The organism is Ruegeria sp. HKCCD7628 (assembly GCF_057221005.1).
On record NZ_JBWVBA010000003.1, the window covers coordinates 200501 to 217951 of the forward strand.

Sequence of the window (17451 nt, forward strand, 5' to 3'; positions counted from 1 at the left end):
AACAGGCAGGCGCCCAAGGGTTTCCTGACCTTTGGCGGTATCGGTCTTGCCCGCGCAAAATGCTGCCGGTTCAGTACGACCATGAAAAAACCCTGACACGTTTGACCGTTGTCAGGGTTCATCTATTAAGGTTAACAACCGGTTAACCTTGTTCAATGTAGGCTTATGCCTGCGCTTTTTTGTCCGCCATTGCCGTGGCGAAGCGCTCGAACAGGTAAAAGCTGTCCTGCGGCCCAGGCGAGGCTTCGGGGTGGTATTGCACCGAATAGACAGGCCGGTTGGTCATGCGGATACCACAGTTGGAGCCGTCGAACAGCGAGCGATGCGTTTCAACCACGCCCTCTGGCAGTGTCTGCGCGTCAACAGCAAAGCCGTGGTTCATCGAGGTAATCTCGACCTTGCCGGTTTCCAAATCCTTGACCGGGTGGTTTGCGCCGTGGTGGCCGTGGTTCATTTTGACCGTTTCACCGCCCAGTGCGAGGGCCAGCATCTGGTGACCCAGGCATATGCCGAAAACTGGTAGATCTGTGGTGTCCAGAACCTCTTTGATCATTGGTACAGCATATTCGCCCGTCGCTGCCGGGTCGCCTGGGCCGTTGGACAGGAACACACCGTCAGGATTGTGGCCCAGTACTTCGGCAGCAGTGGCTGTAGCGGGCAAAACAGTCACGTCACAACCGGCCGAGGCCAGACACCGCAGGATGTTGCGCTTGGCACCAAAATCCAGCGCCACGACCTTATGGGCAGGCGCTTCTTGCCGTGTGTAGCCATCGGGCCAAGCCCAACGCATTTCGTCCCAACGATAGCTTTGGGCGCAGGTGACATCTTTGGCCAGGTCCATTCCTTCCAGCCCGGCAAAGCCACGGGCAGCAGAGACTAGTGCTTCAATATCGAAATTGCCGTCGGGATCATGCGCCAACGCAACATGAGGGGCGCCTTGCTGCCGGATTGCGCGGGTCAGGCGGCGGGTATCTACGCCACCGATTGCGATGCGTCCACGGCGCGCCAACCATGTCTTCAACTCTTCCGCCGAACGCCAGTTCGATGGTTCGGTCGGATCCCACTTTACCACCATGCCAGCGGCGACAGGATCGCCGGTTTCGTCATCCTCGGGGTTCACGCCGACATTGCCGATATGCGGGAAGGTGAAGGTAACGACCTGACCTGCGTAAGATGGGTCGGTCATAATCTCCTGATACCCGGTCATGGCGGTGTTAAAGCACAGCTCAGCCACGGTTTGACCTGTGGCACCGAAACCCATCCCGTAGAACAGTGTTCCGTCGGCCAAAGCCAGACATGCGGTGGGCTTGGACGGGGCGTTCTGGGCCATGGCGCGACTCTCCTGCAAGGTAAACCGGCGCATACCTAAGAGGGTTAAGCGCTTGGGTCAAGCCTGTTCAAATTTTGGGCTATATATAAAAATCAATAACTTAGCGATATTCACCCCCTGTTGTATCACGCTTTTTGTTTCGATATGGTCGGGGTTCCTTTTCCATGGGGATGGACAGATCATATGGATATGCGATCACGGGTGAACTCTGCCCTGAAGCAAGCAATGAAAGACAAGGAGGCCGAGCGTCTGTCGACGCTGCGGCTGATCAATGCTGCAATCAAGGACCGCGATATCGCATCGCGCGCTTCGGACAACGAAGAGGTCAAGGGCTGCGGTGATGCCGAGGTTCTTGAAATCCTTGGAAAAATGACCAAGCAGCGCAAGGAAAGCGCCCGTGCCTATGAAGAGGGTGGGCGGCTAGACCTGGCTGAACGTGAACTGCGTGAGGTTGAAGTCATCGAAGAATTCCTACCCAAGCAGTTGGATGATGATGAGGTCTCTCAGGCGATTCAGACGGCCATTACGACCACAGGTGCTGGCTCGATCCGGGACATGGGTAAGGTGATGGGCGAGCTCAAGACGCGTTACACCGGCCAGATGGATTTCGGAAAGGTCGGACCGATGGTCAAAGACCATCTTTGTGCGGCATCAAGCAACGGCTGCTGATCTTTTTCTGGCAAAGAGCAACAATTACTGCGCGACAGGTTCGCGCAGTTTTTGCGTCAGATCACCGTACAACGCTATGCGCTCTTCTTCTGAGAGAAACGCGCCGATTTCCACTTCTCTACCGTCGCCTGTCAGGGTTACGTAGTTCGGAACCGGGCCGCCGTGTTTGTGCATCTCTGGCCGGGCCCAATACCGGTTGCAAACCCATTCCTGTTGGCCGGTGCGGGGGTTGTGGTGCACAAGACGCGCCTGAGTTCCCGTCAGAGTGAATACTTCGAACACACTGCGAGATCTGTAGTTCGCCTGAATAGCCAGCCAAAGCCCCAAAACCGTCACCAATAGGAACGGCAACAAGCCCCACAGCACCGCTGAACCAAGCACAGCCATCAGCGGAAGCAGTCCGAATATAAAAAGCGAAAACACAACTCGGATCGCCCAGCGAGGCGGCAAAGAGTTATGCGGCCAAAGTCGCAGCTCTTGTTCGGTATTTGAGGTTTGATTCCACTGGTAAGGCATAGATCGAAAATAGCGCGGCAGCTTTTGGTGTCGACGGAAAATGCTCAGGTCACGTGCCCGACGCGGGCCCATGACAAAGCGTCGTCCAGGCGATCATCACCCCAGAAAACCTCACCGCGGACGACGAGGCTTGGGGCACCGAAAATGCCGAGCCGAAGGGCCTGATCCGTTTCAACTTCTAGCGCGGACACGATGTCCGGACTGCGCGCACGGGCCAGAACGATGCGAGGATCCTGCTGGCATCTGTGCAGGGCTTCGGTCATTGCGGCTTCGCTGCCAGCTTCGATTCCGTCCTCGAACCAGATACGGTAGATGTTCTGTGCAAAGGACTTACCCCAACCATCACGCATTCCCAGCAACGCAACCTGATTGGCCAGCGCCAGATCGGACACGGGATAGGGCGCGGGCAGGTTGGCATGCAAACGGTACTTGGCTGCACGACGCTCGATATCGCGCCACATATAGGCGGATTTTGCAGGTTTCCCGGCGAACGGGATGTTCTTCTGTTCGGACATAATGGCGCGTACATTGAATGGACGCCAATTGACTGTTGTGTTGTTTTCAACGCACCAGTCATCCATCCGCATGATGGTTAGAAAGCTATATGTACTGCCAATCGAAAACCAGAAATCAATCTTGGACATTGGATTCCTCCGGACCTGTTGGATAAGGAGTTGCCCCTAGAATAGCCTGTCCTGCAGGTTCTGGCGAATATTCTGAAAACAAGGGAATGCAAAATGAAAAGCCCCGCCAATTTGGCGGGGCTTTCTTTAGATTTTATGGGATCAGTGGGCGTGGCCCTTGTCCCAGTCTTCCTGCTTCGGCAGCTGTTCGAACGTGTGTTCGGGCGGCGGGGTGGGCAGGGTCCATTCCAGCGTATCCGCATATTCGTTCCACGGGTTGTTCCGCGTTTCCTTAGCGCCACGGAACAGGGCGTAGAACACGATGCCGAAGAACAGCAGGAACGAGGCGAACGAGATGAACGCACCAATCGACGATACAAAGTTCCACTGGGCGAATGCCTCGGGATAGTCGATATAGCGACGCGGCATGCCCTGACGACCCAGGAAGTGCTGCGGGAAGAACGTCAGGTTAGCGCCGATGAAGAACATCCAGAAGTGGATCTTGCCCCAAAACTCGGAATACTGACGACCGGTCATCTTGCTGAAGTAGAAGTACACGCCTGCAAAGATCGCGAACACGGCCCCCAGCGACATCACGTAGTGGAAGTGAGCAACCACGTAGTAGGTGTCGTGATAGGCGCGGTCGATACCGGCCTGCGACAGAACCACACCGGTCACACCGCCGACGGTGAACAGGAACAGGAAGCCAAACGCGAACAGCATCGGTGTCTTGAACTCGATGGAACCGCCCCACATGGTCGCAATCCACGAGAAGACCTTAACGCCTGTCGGAACCGCGATGACCATCGTGGCCAACATGAAGTAGGCCTGCTGACGCAGCGACATGCCGACGGTGTACATGTGGTGCGCCCACACGACAAAGCCTAGAACACCGATCGCGATAATCGCCCAGACCATCGGCAGATAGCCGAAGATCGGTTTGCGTGCGAAGGTCGCAATCACGTGGCTGATGATGCCGAAACCGGGCAGGATCACGATATACACTTCCGGGTGGCCGAAGAACCACAGAATGTGCTGATACAGGATCGGATCGCCGCCACCGGCCGGATCAAAGAAGGTGAAGCCAAAGTTGCGGTCCATCAGCAGCATGGTGATCGCGCCTGCCAGAACCGGCAGGGACAACAGAATCAGCCACGAGGTGACGAAGATCGACCAGCTGAACAGCGGCACCTTGAACAGTGTCATGCCCGGGGCACGCATGTTCAGGAAGGTGGTGATCATGTTGATCGCGCCGAGGATCGAGGAGGCGCCCGATACGTGTACGGCAAAGATCGCAAGGTCCATGGACATGCCGCCCTCGGTCGTGGACAGCGGCGGGTAGAGAACCCAGCCAACACCCGAACCGAGCTGATCGTTACCACCGGGGCTGAGCAGCGAAGCCACACCCAGCGACGTACCAGCGACGTACAGCCAGAAGGACAGGTTGTTCATCCGCGGGAACGCCATATCAGGCGCGCCGATCTGCAACGGCATGAAATAGTTGCCAAATCCGCCGAACAGGGCCGGGATGACTACGAAGAACATCATCAGAACACCATGGTAGGTGATCATCACGTTCCACAGGTGACCATTCGGGGTACACGGATCAGCCATGAACCCTTCGAGGCACATGTACTGCACACCGGGGTGCATCAGCTCGAGCCGCATATAGACAGTCATCAAAACCGAAATCAAACCGGCCAAAGCCGAGAAGATCAGGTAAAGAATCCCGATATCCTTGTGGTTGGTCGACATGAACCAGCGCTGGAAAAAGCTGCGCTCGTCTTCATGATCATGACCATGAATGGCTGCGTCTGCCATTAGGTGCCTCCTGTTACAATTCTACCGCGCAGCCGAAAGTCTCCGACGCGCGGGATTCCTGCTGGTTTTAGATTGCGAATGGGGCGCCTTCAATGGTCGAGTTTGATCTGGATCAAGAATAATTGTCGCGGGTCGCGGGGCCACTCACTTACTTTCGACCAAAATCAGCTGTTAGCTGGGTATCACGTCAGGATTTTCAAGGGCTCGGCCTTGGGTTTCAATTCGTCGCTTGACCCGCGCTGGGGCGCACAGCAGAACTGGTGTCGATATCGCGCTTGGAGAACAAACATGACCGCTTACGATACCGACAACATCTTCGCCAAGATCTTGCGTGGGGAAATCCCTTCGACACGTGTGTACGAGGATGACGAGAGTTTGGCGTTCATGGATATTATGCCTCGGTCTGACGGGCATTTGCTGGTGATCCCAAAAACTCCGTGCCGCAATCTTCTTGACGCGACGCCTCAGCAGCTGGCGGCAGTCATCGCAACAGTTCAAAAGCTATCGAAAGCTGTGATGAACGCATTTGAGGCTGATGGCGTCACCGTACAGCAGTTCAACGAAGCCGCCGGAGGGCAGGAAGTCTTTCACCTGCATTTCCACGTTCTGCCACGTCACGAAGCCTTGCCGTTGCGTGCGCCGGGAAAAATGGGGGATTTCGATCTGATCGCTCAGCATGCCGAAAAGATCAAAGCCGCATTGGGTCAATAAATCGACCGAGCAACTGCAAGCGTCTGACCGTAGAACAAAACCGTCGCTGGAATAGAATTGCCGTTCCGATTTGGGGTCGGAACGGCAGACTCGTTACCAAGAACTTTTCCGATGCACTGGGGGCTTCCGGTGCTGACCGGTTAACACACCACTCACTCTAGAACGGTGAATACATCTTACTCTTGAAACGGTCTCGTGTATTCATTTGAGTGGTTTTTGGGTAAATTTTAGCTTTTGCACCGGGCTACGCCCTAAAGATCAAACCTCTTTTGGAAACAGTGACGCTGTCACAAAACGAATTGTTCGTGATCTTCCCGAGTGTTGCGCGATTCGCGTCTCTATGGGATTGGCGCGATCGTCTCGAACACGCGAGCAAAGGTTTTTTGCAGCGCAATGTCCACGTCAGCCGTTGTAACGGGCAGCCCTAGATCGACCAGCGAGGTGACGCCGTGTTCACTGATGCCGCAGGGAACGATGCCTGAGAAGTGTTCGAGGTCGGGTTCGACGTTAATCGAAATACCGTGAAAGCTAACCCATTTGCGCAGGCGCAACCCAATGGCGGCAACCTTATCTTCGGCAGGTTGACCAGTCGGGGTCAGCGGTTTGTCATCCCGACGCACCCAGACACCAACACGCCCGTCTCGGATTTCCCCGGTGACATTAAACTCGGCCAAGGACGCGATAACCCATTCCTCAAGCTGCTTTACAAAGCGCCGCACGTCCTTGCCGCGCTTGTTCAGGTCAAGCATCACATAAGCAACCCGTTGGCCAGGGCCATGATAGGTATATTCGCCGCCCCGCTTTGCCTCGTAGACAGGGAACCGGTCGGGATCGGTCAGATCACTTGCTTTGGCCGAGGTGCCAGCCGTGTAAAGCGGCGGGTGTTCCAGAAGCCAGATACACTCATCCGCGTCGCCGGCTGCGATAGCCGCAACGCGCTTTTCCATAAAGGACAAAGCCTCGTCATAGTCGGTCAAACCGTCTGTGATCTTCCATTCCATGAGGGCCTCATACCCCGCAGACGAAGCGTTGAAAAGAGGTCAGGCGGCCTCGGTCAGGCACCGCTGTAGGACTTGGGAATAGGTCTCGGAGCCCTGAGCGCCTGTTAGCAAGTATTTGCCCCCAAAGACCATGGATGGCACGCCCGAGATTCCACGGCTGGTCCAAAACTGCTGCTTTTCGCGTACCGGCTCTACATGCGCACCCGATTCAAGCGCTGCCTGTGCTGCGTCACGATCCAACCCTGCAGCTTGCACCGCATTCAGCAGTACCTCGGTGTCTGATACATCCAGGCCATCCGTGAAATAAGTTTTGAACAGCGTTAGTTTCAGCGGGTGTTGTTTGCCCTGTGACTCAGCCCAACCCAAGAGTTGGTGAGCTGCGAATGTGTTAACGATCCGGCTGTCGTCGTTGAAGTTAAAGGTAAAGCCAAGTTCGCCGCCGATTTGAACCAAGCGCTCGCGGGCCTGTTGGCTTTGTTCCGCCGTCGAGCCGTATTTCTCGGTTATGTGCTCCCGCAGGTTTTGGCCCTCGGGTGGCATATTCGGGTTTAATTCGAACGGGTGCCACTGGAGGCGTGCCAGAACGTTTTCCTGTTGCAACGCGATGTCCAATTGCCGAAATCCCACGATGCACCAGGGGCAGACCACATCTGATACGATATCCACCTGAATGACGGGGCGTGGGTCTGGTGTGGTCATGTCGGAGGGCTCCTGTTCAGGGCGGTAAGCAAAGAATTCACCGGTACAGATATGAGCAGAAAAAAGGAATTCAATCCGGCGTGTTTTTGAGTCTTCACATCCCGTTCCGCACCGTCTATACGCCCCTCTACCAAGTCACATACAGTGCGGTCGTGGCGGAATTGGTAGACGCGCAGCGTTGAGGTCGCTGTGGGGTAACACCCGTGGAAGTTCGAGTCTTCTCGACCGCACCATCTCCCACTCAGATGTCAGTCGTTTCTTAAGGAAATCTTGTGTAGAGATGCACCAGTTCGGACCGGACTGTGCAAACCTCTATTTCCTGTCTCGCCCGTGCGGTTAGGGATGTGTATGAGTCGGAGGCAAGACCATTCGGGAAAGGTGCAGATGTCTCAGGCCATTACCGTCTTCACGACTATGAAAAACGAAGGCCCCTATATGTTAGAGTGGGTGGCCTTCCATAAATCCCTTGGGGTGGAACACTTTGTGATCTTCACCAACGCCTGTGAAGATGGCACGGACGACATCGCGCGCAGGCTTGAGGATCTGGGCATTGCCACACACGTTCCCAACGAGGTGAAAGAAGGCGGTAACCCTCAGCATCAGATGTTGCGACGTGCACGGCGGCAACCCAAAGTCAAAGAGGCTGATTGGCTGTTATGCCTCGACGTGGACGAGTTCTGGAACATCAGATGCGGTGACAATGGATTCGGGGCTTTGATCGCCGAAGTTGAGGACCGGGCTGGTCAGCCTGTCGATGCTATTTCGTTTGCCTGGAAGCTATTCGGCAGTTCAGGCAATATCAGTTTCGAAGATAAACCGGTGACCGAGGCGTTCTCGATGGCAGATCAGCCTTATCCGTACCATTCGGGTCGGGCGTATGGCTTGAAAACCCTGTTTCGAAACAATGGAAAATTCACGCGTTTCGGGCCGCACCGCCCAAAAGGATTCGAAGACGAAGCCGCGGCCGACATTGCGTGGTCGGATGCTGGCGGCAAACTGTTTCCAGCAGATAAGGTGGGGTGGCGGGCCTGGCGGGGGTTTGACCATTCGCTTGGGCGTTTGCACCATTATTCGGTTCGGTCTTTGGACGGGTTCCTGATCAAGCGTGATCGGGGAAGAACCAACCATATCCGCGTGGACCAAGGGCAATCCTATTGGACGGACATGAATGCCAATAAAGAGGTCGACCAATCGATCCTGCCTGCCGCTCGCAAGGCTGCTCCGGTTCTTGAACAACTGAAAGCGGATCCTGAATTGAACAGGCTGCACCAACAGGCCTGCGACTGGCATCGGGCCAAGATCGCGGAAATCAAGCTGCGCCCCGACTGGGTCGAGTTTCGCGGCTGGCTGGCTGAGAACCTGATCTGATAGCCATGGCGGACGATCTTTCAAAAGAACAGCTTCAACCCGAGCGTCCCGAGCGTAAGACGGGGTACGAGCGGATCCTTACAGATCCGCCGCCACCGTGGTTTGTCGAGCTTTACCCGGGTGGCGACGGAACGGGGTTCTTGCAGAAACTCGACCGTCATTCGATCTTGTTTCACCAACGTTCGGCGTCACAACTGGTGATCAGCTTTGACAATATCGCTAACGCCAACGACCTGTCTTTTGCGCGCGAACCCTGGGGTTGGAAGTTCTTCCGGGATGAAGGGTGGTCGCATATGGGTGTCTTTGCGCGCTCTAAGGCGTGGTACCGCGATCCTGAAATCATCTCATATTTTCAGGGTAGGGCGGCCGAGGGGTTCTTTGACAGGTTCGACAAGGTTGTATTTGCCGGGGCGTCAATGGGCGGGTTCGGGGCGCTGACCTTTTCCGCACTGGTACCCGGTGCGACGGTTATTGCCTTCAATCCTCAGACCTCGTTGGATGAACGTCTTGTGCCTTGGGAAACCCGATACCGGTTTGGTCAGGTTCAGGATTGGGATTTGCCACTGGGGGATGCTGCGCAAACGGTGGTAAATGCAGGTCGGGCTTACGTTTTCTATGATCCGTTCTTTGACCTTGACCGACGGCAGGTCGAACGGCTGCAGGGCGCCAATGTTTTTCTATTAAAAACCTGGTTTTCAAACCATTTTGCCGCGCCGATGTTGCGCAAGCTGGACATCCTGAAACCTGTTATGCTGGGGGCGATGGATGGATCGTTAGAGCCCGCGGCTTTTTACAAGATGATGCGCGCGCGTCGCAGGCTTCCGATGTTTATGCGGGGCATCGAGGGTATGGCAGGCGACCGTCATGACATGTTGGTTCGGCAAGCGCGTCAGCGGTTTCGCAGGTTGCGCCGGGCTGCAATGGCTGCGGCAGACGACGCATCATGAGCGCTGCGCGTGGTGTCTTCATCGGTCAGCGCCGCGACCGTATGGGTGCGCGCTTACTGATGATGCTGACCTGTATCCGCCTGGCCGAGGATTATGGTACCGACTACCGTGTCAACTGGTTCCCGCAGGGGGCGGACGCGCCAGAGTTGGACTACCCGCACGAGCTGTTCACGCAAGAATGGATGGATGTTCATTTTGCAAACGCCGACGACTTTGACGCGCTGAGCAAAGACGCCAAACCGATCTGGGCATTTCAAGGCGATGCAACCCCGGACAAGTTGATCGCGCATCTCGACGCAGGCCGCTCGGTGCTTGTGGAAGAAGGGTTTGAGGTGCTCGCCTTCCCGTGGGAGGATATCGAAGCGATCCGCCCTCGCTATCGTGACTTCATTCACCGGATTGGCTTCACGGATGAACTCCGTTTGATTATGAACCGCGCAGATGAGCGGTTATCGGGGCAGGGGGTTTCAGCCTATCATATCCGGCGTGGTGATATCCTGAATGGCCTACCGTGGAAGCACACGACCTGGCCTGCCAAGATCGAACCTGAGGAGTTCTACGAGGCGCATCTTGAAAAAGCGGCTGGTCGTGGGGCGATCATGTTCTCGGACCAGCCAGAACTGATCACGCGGTTTCAAAGGCGGTTTCCGAACCTGTTGCAAATGTCGGATATCGCGGACGTCTCGGGCATGACACGGGCACAGCGCGACTTTCTAGAGCTTTACACGATGTCGCGCGCAGATCAGGTGGTCGCACCCGTAATCAGCGCCTTCTCAATGGCGGCCGCGCGCATTTCAGGGCGACAGCGCAAAGTGTTTCGCGACGTCCTGACCGAGGACGAGATATCCGAAGCCTATGAGGCTGCGATCACCCGATTGAACGGCCCCTTGGATAAGTTTTTGAACCCGTCCGAGGCGGCGCATATCTATTCCAAAGTGTTATTCCACTTTAATCGCCTGAATGCCGAAGATCGTACCGAAGAGGCGTCCAGCTTGGGTGATAAGCTGTTACACGCAGGCGCCGATAACGCATTCCTACCGCTTTTGCAGGCCCTGAACCTGTTCTACCAAGGACAGTGGGATGCCGCTTTAGGGCTTGTGGACGCTGTCTTGCAGGATCCAAATGTGTGGCCTGAAGACCATGCCGTTCTGTGCGCTCTTAAGGCTGCTGCGTTGGGCGAAAAACGCAAGCGCTGGCAGGCGGCGCAAGCGTTCAGCCAGGGATTTTGGGCAAAGCCGATCCGGCCCGACGTTTTGGTGTTTGGGTCGAGGGTGGTGTATCGGGATCACATTTCACTTCGGCTGTTCCCTCCGACCGATTGGGAGTTGCAGAAGGTTATTCGCAGGCCATGGTTCAACTTCAACGCTCACGTTGCACAACGAAAAGTCCTTGTACGGCTGCCATGTAACTTCGATTTTCTGCTTATGGACTGGTGGGATTTGTCGCTGGACCAGAAAGCCCGTAGATTGTTCAGCAGCACACCGCGGTTGCAGCGCCTTGTGGATGGTCTTGCCCGCATGACGGATTTTCCGAACACAGATGTCCGAGTGCAGAGCTTTCAAACCGTGCTGAGCGTGCATACAGGGGAAATCACGGCAACCAAAGCGGTCGACTTGATGCGTCGCGTTGTTGCCGAAGCGCCCGAGAACCCTTTGTATCACAAACGACTGGCCGGGCTCTTTGAAGCCGAAGGAGACGCGACCAACGCACGTCTCGCAATGGCAGATGCACTAGCTTGTGATCCAGGTAACCCATTTCTTGTCTTTGCGATGGGGCGCTGCCTTCAACGGATTGGTGCAACAGAACAGGGGCACAAGCAGATTATTCAAGCCGCGGGCATGGACAAGAACACGGCAGCTATTCAGGGCGAAGCCGGGCGCATTCTTCTGCAAAGGGGCGACAGGAAAGCGGCCCGGCTTTATTTGCGGGCTGCGAAAGACTTGTGTCCGACATATCAACGCTTTTCCAACCAACTGCAGCGCGCAGGAGGAGGAGCATCTTGATTTTGCTTGGTTACATTCGGAATTGAACGTAGGAAGTTTGAAAGATCAAAAATGATATGTTCAGCCAGAACAAGGTATCGACAGGGCGATTGGGGCACCCAGGAATGAGCGACGAAAAATCACGGTTTATCAGCATCACCCCCATGAAAAACGAGGGGCCCTTCGTGCTGGAATGGGTGGCGCATAATCGGGCGATTGGCGTTGATCAGATGGTCGTGATGACCAATGATTGCACCGACGGTACAGATGCTTTGTTACAGAGGCTTGATGAGATGGGTGTGGTGACCCATGTCGACAACAACTCTCGTCGCCGGACAAGCCCGCAAAAGCGCGCTTATAACGCGTTTCTTAAGATGGAGATTGCGCGCCCGCAGGACTGGGTGATCGTGATCGACGCGGATGAACATATCAACGTCAAGACGGGCGACAACACTCTGCGTGCGCTGACACAGGCTATTCCGGATGCCAAAACGATTTCGATGACGTGGCGGTTGTTCGGAAATGCGGGAATTGTCCGATATGAGGATCGGTTCCTATCCGACCAGTTCCGCAAAGCCGCGCCCGAAAGGATTATTCGCCCGCCACAGGCATGGGGCTTCAAGACGATGTTCCAGCGCGGGCTATGGGACGCGCTGGGCGTCCACCGGCCGAAACGCGCGACCGTCGAAACGATGGAAGAGTGTCACTGGTACAACGGTTCTGGCCAGAAAATGCCCGAGCATTACTATGACAAAAGCTGGCGGTCGACACGCGCGTCGGTTGGGTATGAATATGTTCAACTCAACCATTATGCCCTTAAATCCTGTGAAAGTTATCTGGTCAAAAAGATGCGCGGACGGGCGCACCACTTGGGCGAGAGTCTGGGTCTGGAATATTGGAACATGATGAACCAGAACGCGACGACCTGCACATCCATTGACGCTGTTCTGGAGTGTAAGCGCGCGCTGTATTACGAGATGCTGGCTGACCCGGAAATCGCGCGATTGCACCACATGTCTTGTGATCTCCACAGGCAGCAGATCGCGCAGCTACGCGAGCAGCCTGAAATGCAAGAGTTGATGCAGCAAATGACGTCTGTTTCGGCCGAGAATACTGCCTCGTGATGCAGTTGTATCCTGACGTCGGAGACATATGATGCTGTGGCTGCATTTGGGTATGCCCAAGACCGGAACAACAGCGCTGCAGGGGTTCTTGCGCGGCAACCAGCCCGTTCTTGATCAGATCGGCTTGCGTTACATGGAAACCGGCCGACGCAGGCTGGACGGTAATCCTCGACTTGCGATCAGCCATAACATCATCGCGTTCCACATGAACCAAAGCGATCAGCCAATGGATCCTTTCCGGGCAGGGATGACCTCGGAATTTGATGCGCATTCAGGGCAAACCTGTGTTGTGTCATCTGAGATGTTCTATTCCTGCGATTTCGAGAAGCTGGCGCAGGTCTTTGCGGAAATTCCGGCGCGCGCCCTGCGAATTGCATTTTACTGCCGTCGGTACTCGGATTTTTTTGAGGCCGATTACAAACAACGCGCCAAGAACGGACGCTTACCCGTTGTCGGTACTGATTACATCCGTTCCCAATTGTCCCGAATTGAAGCGGACCCTGCAGCCTTTAGCTTCACGTCACGGGTTGAGCAAATCCGAAAGGCGTTTTCTGGCGTGACGATTGTTCCCTCGGTGTATGAGCGCGAACAGATGACCAATGGCCATGTCGTGGACGATTTTCTGTCGCGGATTGGAACGCCATTGCCAGAAGGATATGTTACAGGGTCACCATCCAACCCGTCGCAATCGCGCGCCGCCAGCGAAGCCTTTGGGGTCGTCACGCGGGCGCTGGGGCGCAAGAAAAGTCGCCAGCTCAGACGATTGATATCCGAAGACCCCGTTATGGTGCGCCGCCACGACGTTTTGGAGCCGGACGAACGGGAATGGTTGGATACCCTTATGTCAAAGCAGGATGTTGCGTTTCAGCAGGAGTTCTTTCCGGATGCGTCGCAGGTGTTCGCGCCGAAACAGCTCAACGCGAGCGAACTTGAGTTCCGCCGGGACACTCCGCAGGAATATCAGGCGTTCAGCAAAGCGTCCGAAATCGTCTTTCGAATGGCGCTGGAGAGCTGATCGCGACCTAATCTAGCTTGATTTCCTGACGCTGGCGTCCGGTCGTCTTGTCAAAAATCAGAATGCGGTTGTCATTTGTAACGACGGCGTACCAGTTGCTGCCGATTGTCAAAGCTTGGGCCTTGGCACCATCGGGCAAGGCGATCTCGTCAGGAAGGGTGGGGGTTCTGTCCGTTAGCCGGATGACAATCAGTGCGAATGTCACTAGAACGCCGCCAATCATCACCGCGGTCAGCAGCATGACCATCCGCCGCAGCAGTCGAATCTGCGGCGTTTCCAGCGGTTCTTGAGGTTCGGAAGGGACAGTCATGGGCACTCGCCAGATTGAATTTCACATCGCGGACGATCCGCCGCCTCGTCTTGATAAGGCGCTTTCGCGTGATGTTCCACCCGAGGAAAACCTGTCTCGCACCCGTTTGGGCAAATTGATCGAAGAGGGCGCTGTCCTGATCAACGGGTCCGAGGTGCGCGACCCCAAGGCCAAGGTGTCCGCCGAGGCGGTTGTGTTGATCACAGTAGCCGAAGCCGAAGACAGCCATATCGGCCCCGAGGATATCCCGCTGGATGTCGTTTACGAAGACGCCGATTTGATTGTTGTGAACAAGCCCGCAGGCATGGTGGTGCATCCGGCCCCGGGATCGCCCAGCGGAACTTTGGTCAATGCGCTGCTGCATCATTGTGGCGATGACTTGTCCGGTGTCGGCGGGGTAAAGCGCCCGGGGATCGTACACCGGATAGATAAGGAAACCAGCGGCTTGCTGGTTGTTGCTAAATCGGATGCTGCACATCATGGGTTGGCGACCCAGTTCGAAGCCCACAGCGTCGAGCGTTATTATCGTGCGGTGTGTTACGGTGTACCCGACGCAAACGACCCGCGCTTGCGTGGCGTAAAGGGCGTGAGTTTTGAGCCCGGCAATGTCATGCGTCTGACCACGCAACTGGCGCGACACAAAACCGACCGTCAGAAACAGGCCGTGCTGTTCCACGGAGGCCGCCATGCGGTGACGCGGGCGCGGCTGGTTGAAACTTTTGGCACTCCGGCGGGTTTGGCGTTGATTGAGTGCTGGTTGGAAACGGGTCGTACGCACCAGATTCGCGTGCACATGGCCCATGCGGGCCACGGTCTGGTTGGCGATCCGGTCTATGGTGGTAAGCGAAAACTGGCCGCTAAGGCGTTCAGCATGGAAACCGCAGAGCTTGTTCGTGCATTCCCACGTCAAGCGCTGCACGCCGCTGTTTTGGGTTTCGAACACCCGGTTTCGGGCGAAAACCTGCGGTTTGAAGCGGATCTGCCCGCCGATATGGAAAATCTGATTGAACAGCTGCGCAAGCCATTGTCATAATGCGCAAACACTTGTGAGTAACACGTTCTTATCTTTCCTTTATCAATCGTTAATCCCAAACTGTTAACGGTACCTCTTGAACGGATGGGGATGACCTCCCATATCCTATGTTAACAACTTAAACATTTGTCGGAGGGACATGAATTATGGCAAATTACGCAAATCTCCCCGCGCCGACGCCGGAAGGCGGACTGAACCGCTATATGCAGGAAATTCGCAAGTTTCCCCTGCTTGAGCCAGAAGAAGAGTACATGCTCGCCAAGCGCTGGGTTGAAGAGCAAGATACTGAATCGGCTCATAAAATGGTCACGTCGCACCTGCGTCTGGCGGCCAAGATCGCCATGGGCTATCGCGGCTATGGTCTGCCGCAGGCCGAGGTGATTTCCGAGGCCAATGTCGGCCTGATGCAGGCCGTCAAACGGTTCGACCCGGAAAAAGGGTTCCGTCTGGCGACCTATGCGATGTGGTGGATTCGCGCCTCGATTCAGGAATACATCTTGCGGTCTTGGTCGCTGGTGAAACTGGGCACGACCTCGGCGCAGAAAAAGCTGTTTTTCAACCTGCGCAAGGCCAAGGCGCGTATCGGCGCGTTGGAAGAGGGTGACTTGCGCCCCGAGAATGTCGCTCAGATCGCCAATGATCTTGGTGTGACCGAAGAAGAAGTCATCAGCATGAACCGCCGGATGTCCGGTGGCGATGCCTCGCTTAACGCGACCGTCGGTTCCGAAGGCGAAGGCACCATGCAGTGGCAGGACTGGCTTGAGGATGAAGACGCTGATCAGGCAGGCGACTATGAGGCGCGCGACGAGCTGGACGCTCGGCGTGAACTGCTGGCGGCCGCGCTGGAGGTTCTGAACGACCGCGAGAAGGACATTCTGACTCAGCGCCGCCTGATGGATCAGCCTGTGACGCTGGAAGAACTGAGCACGCAGTATAACGTCAGCCGCGAACGCATTCGTCAGATCGAAGTACGAGCGTTCGAAAAGCTGCAAAAGAAAATGCGCGATCTCGCGCGTGAGAAGGGAATGCTGGGCCAGATGTAATCAGGCCGGTGTGATTAAAAGCCCGCCTGTCTCGGCGGGCTTTTTTTATTGGGTCAACTGCTGGCGAAACACGCGAACCATGTTCTCGCCCATAACCTTGCGGATTTGCGCCTCGGTCAGACCTTCGCTCAACAGGCCCGAGGTCAGCGCCGCAAGTTCAGATGTGTCAAACGCGGTCTCGACCGACCCGTCGTAATCCGACCCAAGCGAGACGTGATCTTCCCCAACAGTATCGACTGCCGCCTTGATCATCTTGGCCACGCCTGCAGGGGTGATATCTCCGCAGGTTACGTCGGCCCAGTATCCCATGCCTATTACGCCTCCGGTGGCCGCGATCTCTTGCATCAGATCATCGGGAAAGTTCCGTTTGACGGCGCAGAAGCCGTGTAGCCCGCCATGGCTGACTATCAGTGGAACGTCCGTCATCGCGATCACATCCCGTGCGACCAGAGGGCTGGAATGGGCAAGGTCGATGACGACGGGCATTTCGGCCAATTGGGCAACAACGTCGCGACCGAATTCCGTCAGTCCGGTGTTCGCCTGTCCGTGCAAAGATGCGCCCAATTCATTGTCAAAGAAGTGCTGAAGGCCAAACACCCGATGTCCGGCGTCAAACAGGGTATCCAGATTTGTCAAATCCCCCTCAAGCGCGTGGGCCCCTTCGATGCCGAGGATACCCCCAACAACGGCTTGGCCGCTCGCACGAGCGGCCAGCACGTCCTCTAGGTCACTACGGGATTTGACAACTTTCAGCTTTCCATCCGAGGCCGCCTCGAACTGATGCAGCTTTTCAGCTTGATAGACTGCGCGCTGCATGAGGCTGTCCCAGGTTCGAAGCGGCCAAAGCTGCCCGATCGCCAGGAGGGTGATATTGTCGAACGCATCGGCCGAGTTGGCCTCATAGTTCTGACCAGCAGGGGATTTCGTGACCGCGGTGAAGACCTGCAGGGCGACGTTTCCTTCGATCAGTCGGGGGATGTCCACCTGTCCTCGCGTACCGCGTTCGGTCAGGTCGCGACTCCATAGCAAAGGGTCAGCGTGCAGGTCGCCTACGATCAAAGTTTCGTGTAAAGCGGCGGCTGAATCTGTCACTGGGTACGGCGCGTGGTCGATGACGTTGTTGCGTTTGCCTTCGATATAGGGTGGCAAAAAAACAAAGAAAATCAACAAGCCAGCGGCCATTGCTGTTCCTGTCAGCCCGCCGACCCATTTAAGAAATCTGCGCATTCCCGGTTCCTTTCAGTATGCGATGTCAGCTT

Annotated in this window: 17 protein-coding genes and 1 tRNA gene; 10 read left to right on the plus strand and 8 right to left on the minus strand. The window is 55.9% G+C overall.

The window, feature by feature from the left end; all coding sequences use genetic code 11:
* Positions 1-163: 163 nt before the first annotated feature.
* Entirely contained in the window at positions 164-1330 is a 1167-nt protein-coding gene (gene carA, locus AC2TAD_RS09505; protein WP_480867352.1) for a glutamine-hydrolyzing carbamoyl-phosphate synthase small subunit, read from the minus strand.
* Between the two features lie 183 nt (positions 1331-1513).
* Between carA and AC2TAD_RS09510 the strand changes: the two genes are divergently transcribed.
* Positions 1514-1999, plus strand: coding sequence for a GatB/YqeY domain-containing protein (locus AC2TAD_RS09510; protein WP_170352819.1), 486 nt, complete (start codon positions 1514-1516; stop codon positions 1997-1999).
* A gap of 24 nt (positions 2000-2023) precedes the next feature.
* On the opposite strand, the gene AC2TAD_RS09515 is transcribed toward AC2TAD_RS09510, so the two are convergent.
* The 3 genes from AC2TAD_RS09515 to ctaD form a co-directional block, all read right to left on the minus strand.
* A complete protein-coding gene (locus AC2TAD_RS09515) occupies positions 2024-2515 on the minus strand; it encodes a DUF2244 domain-containing protein (protein ID WP_170352820.1) in 492 nt (163 codons plus the stop codon).
* A gap of 44 nt (positions 2516-2559) precedes the next feature.
* Positions 2560-3159, minus strand: coding sequence for a DsbA family protein (locus AC2TAD_RS09520; protein ID WP_480867354.1), 600 nt, complete (start codon positions 3157-3159; stop codon positions 2560-2562).
* Positions 3160-3300: 141 nt separating this feature from the next.
* Positions 3301-4959: a cytochrome c oxidase subunit I gene (gene ctaD / locus AC2TAD_RS09525; protein WP_170352822.1), complete on the minus strand. Its 1659-nt coding sequence runs from the start codon at positions 4957-4959 to the stop codon at positions 3301-3303.
* A gap of 288 nt (positions 4960-5247) precedes the next feature.
* Here ctaD and AC2TAD_RS09530 point away from each other — a divergent pair, with 288 nt between their 5' ends.
* Complete coding sequence (locus AC2TAD_RS09530) at positions 5248-5670, plus strand: HIT family protein (RefSeq protein WP_480867355.1); 423 nt, start codon at positions 5248-5250, stop codon at positions 5668-5670.
* A 338-nt stretch (positions 5671-6008) separates the two neighbouring features.
* Here the strand turns inward: AC2TAD_RS09530 and lipB are convergent, their stop codons facing one another.
* Both lipB and AC2TAD_RS09540 read right to left on the minus strand, forming a co-directional pair.
* Positions 6009-6671 (minus strand): lipoyl(octanoyl) transferase LipB, encoded by a 663-nt coding sequence (gene lipB, locus AC2TAD_RS09535; protein ID WP_480867357.1) that lies wholly within the window; start codon positions 6669-6671, stop codon positions 6009-6011.
* 39 nt (positions 6672-6710) lie between these two features.
* Entirely contained in the window at positions 6711-7370 is a 660-nt protein-coding gene (locus AC2TAD_RS09540; protein WP_480867358.1) for a DsbA family oxidoreductase, read from the minus strand.
* A gap of 146 nt (positions 7371-7516) precedes the next feature.
* On the opposite strand from AC2TAD_RS09540, the gene AC2TAD_RS09545 reads away from it, so the two are divergent.
* The 6 genes from AC2TAD_RS09545 (at position 7517) to AC2TAD_RS09570 (ending at position 13806) form a co-directional block, all read left to right on the plus strand.
* Positions 7517-7603 (plus strand) — tRNA-Leu (locus AC2TAD_RS09545).
* A gap of 151 nt (positions 7604-7754) precedes the next feature.
* Positions 7755-8738, plus strand: a complete 984-nt coding sequence (locus AC2TAD_RS09550; RefSeq protein ID WP_170750677.1) for a glycosyltransferase family 2 protein — start codon at positions 7755-7757, stop codon at positions 8736-8738.
* Between the two features lie 5 nt (positions 8739-8743).
* Complete coding sequence (locus AC2TAD_RS09555; RefSeq protein ID WP_480867359.1) at positions 8744-9685, plus strand: hypothetical protein; 942 nt, start codon at positions 8744-8746, stop codon at positions 9683-9685.
* Positions 9682-11688 (plus strand): tetratricopeptide repeat protein, encoded by a 2007-nt coding sequence (locus tag AC2TAD_RS09560; RefSeq protein ID WP_480867361.1) that lies wholly within the window; start codon positions 9682-9684, stop codon positions 11686-11688. Before AC2TAD_RS09555 ends, AC2TAD_RS09560 begins: the two co-directional genes overlap by 4 nt.
* 104 nt (positions 11689-11792) lie before the next feature.
* A complete protein-coding gene (locus AC2TAD_RS09565; protein ID WP_480867362.1) occupies positions 11793-12791 on the plus strand; it encodes a glycosyltransferase family 2 protein in 999 nt (332 codons plus the stop codon).
* 31 nt (positions 12792-12822) lie between these two features.
* Positions 12823-13806, plus strand: a complete 984-nt coding sequence (locus AC2TAD_RS09570) for a hypothetical protein (protein WP_480867363.1) — start codon at positions 12823-12825, stop codon at positions 13804-13806.
* A 7-nt stretch (positions 13807-13813) separates the two neighbouring features.
* Here the strand turns inward: AC2TAD_RS09570 and AC2TAD_RS09575 are convergent, their stop codons facing one another.
* Complete coding sequence (locus AC2TAD_RS09575; RefSeq protein ID WP_170352830.1) at positions 13814-14116, minus strand: DUF6476 family protein; 303 nt, start codon at positions 14114-14116, stop codon at positions 13814-13816.
* Between AC2TAD_RS09575 and AC2TAD_RS09580 the strand changes: the two genes are divergently transcribed.
* Both AC2TAD_RS09580 and rpoH read left to right on the plus strand, forming a co-directional pair.
* Complete coding sequence (locus tag AC2TAD_RS09580; RefSeq protein WP_480867365.1) at positions 14115-15149, plus strand: RluA family pseudouridine synthase; 1035 nt, start codon at positions 14115-14117, stop codon at positions 15147-15149. The two genes, AC2TAD_RS09575 and AC2TAD_RS09580, sit on opposite strands and share 2 nt — an antisense overlap.
* A 146-nt stretch (positions 15150-15295) precedes the next feature.
* Positions 15296-16192, plus strand: a complete 897-nt coding sequence (gene rpoH / locus AC2TAD_RS09585) for an RNA polymerase sigma factor RpoH (protein WP_170750687.1) — start codon at positions 15296-15298, stop codon at positions 16190-16192.
* 45 nt (positions 16193-16237) lie between these two features.
* On the opposite strand, the gene AC2TAD_RS09590 is transcribed toward rpoH, so the two are convergent.
* Positions 16238-17419: a dipeptidase gene (locus AC2TAD_RS09590; protein ID WP_480867367.1), complete on the minus strand. Its 1182-nt coding sequence runs from the start codon at positions 17417-17419 to the stop codon at positions 16238-16240.
* Positions 17420-17451: the final 32 nt, after the last annotated feature.

Bases quoted from the DNA above. Each gene is read 5' to 3' on its own strand.
- AC2TAD_RS09590 (WP_480867367.1), bottom strand. From the start codon at position 17,419: ATGCGCAGATTTCTTAAATGGGTCGGCGGGCTGACAGGAACAGCAATG.
- AC2TAD_RS09520 (WP_480867354.1), bottom strand. From the start codon at position 3,159: ATGTCCAAGATTGATTTCTGGTTTTCGATTGGCAGTACATATAGCTTT.
- rpoH (WP_170750687.1), top strand. From the start codon at position 15,296: ATGGCAAATTACGCAAATCTCCCCGCGCCGACGCCGGAAGGCGGACTG.
- lipB (WP_480867357.1), bottom strand. From the start codon at position 6,671: ATGGAATGGAAGATCACAGACGGTTTGACCGACTATGACGAGGCTTTG.
- AC2TAD_RS09540 (WP_480867358.1), bottom strand. From the start codon at position 7,370: ATGACCACACCAGACCCACGCCCCGTCATTCAGGTGGATATCGTATCA.
- AC2TAD_RS09515 (WP_170352820.1), bottom strand. From the start codon at position 2,515: ATGCCTTACCAGTGGAATCAAACCTCAAATACCGAACAAGAGCTGCGA.
- ctaD (WP_170352822.1), bottom strand. From the start codon at position 4,959: ATGGCAGACGCAGCCATTCATGGTCATGATCATGAAGACGAGCGCAGC.
- AC2TAD_RS09530 (WP_480867355.1), top strand. From the start codon at position 5,248: ATGACCGCTTACGATACCGACAACATCTTCGCCAAGATCTTGCGTGGG.
- AC2TAD_RS09555 (WP_480867359.1), top strand. From the start codon at position 8,744: ATGGCGGACGATCTTTCAAAAGAACAGCTTCAACCCGAGCGTCCCGAG.
- carA (WP_480867352.1), bottom strand. From the start codon at position 1,330: ATGGCCCAGAACGCCCCGTCCAAGCCCACCGCATGTCTGGCTTTGGCC.
- AC2TAD_RS09510 (WP_170352819.1), top strand. From the start codon at position 1,514: ATGGATATGCGATCACGGGTGAACTCTGCCCTGAAGCAAGCAATGAAA.
- AC2TAD_RS09565 (WP_480867362.1), top strand. From the start codon at position 11,793: ATGAGCGACGAAAAATCACGGTTTATCAGCATCACCCCCATGAAAAAC.
- AC2TAD_RS09550 (WP_170750677.1), top strand. From the start codon at position 7,755: ATGTCTCAGGCCATTACCGTCTTCACGACTATGAAAAACGAAGGCCCC.
- AC2TAD_RS09575 (WP_170352830.1), bottom strand. From the start codon at position 14,116: ATGACTGTCCCTTCCGAACCTCAAGAACCGCTGGAAACGCCGCAGATT.
- AC2TAD_RS09580 (WP_480867365.1), top strand. From the start codon at position 14,115: ATGGGCACTCGCCAGATTGAATTTCACATCGCGGACGATCCGCCGCCT.
- AC2TAD_RS09560 (WP_480867361.1), top strand. From the start codon at position 9,682: ATGAGCGCTGCGCGTGGTGTCTTCATCGGTCAGCGCCGCGACCGTATG.
- AC2TAD_RS09570 (WP_480867363.1), top strand. From the start codon at position 12,823: ATGCTGTGGCTGCATTTGGGTATGCCCAAGACCGGAACAACAGCGCTG.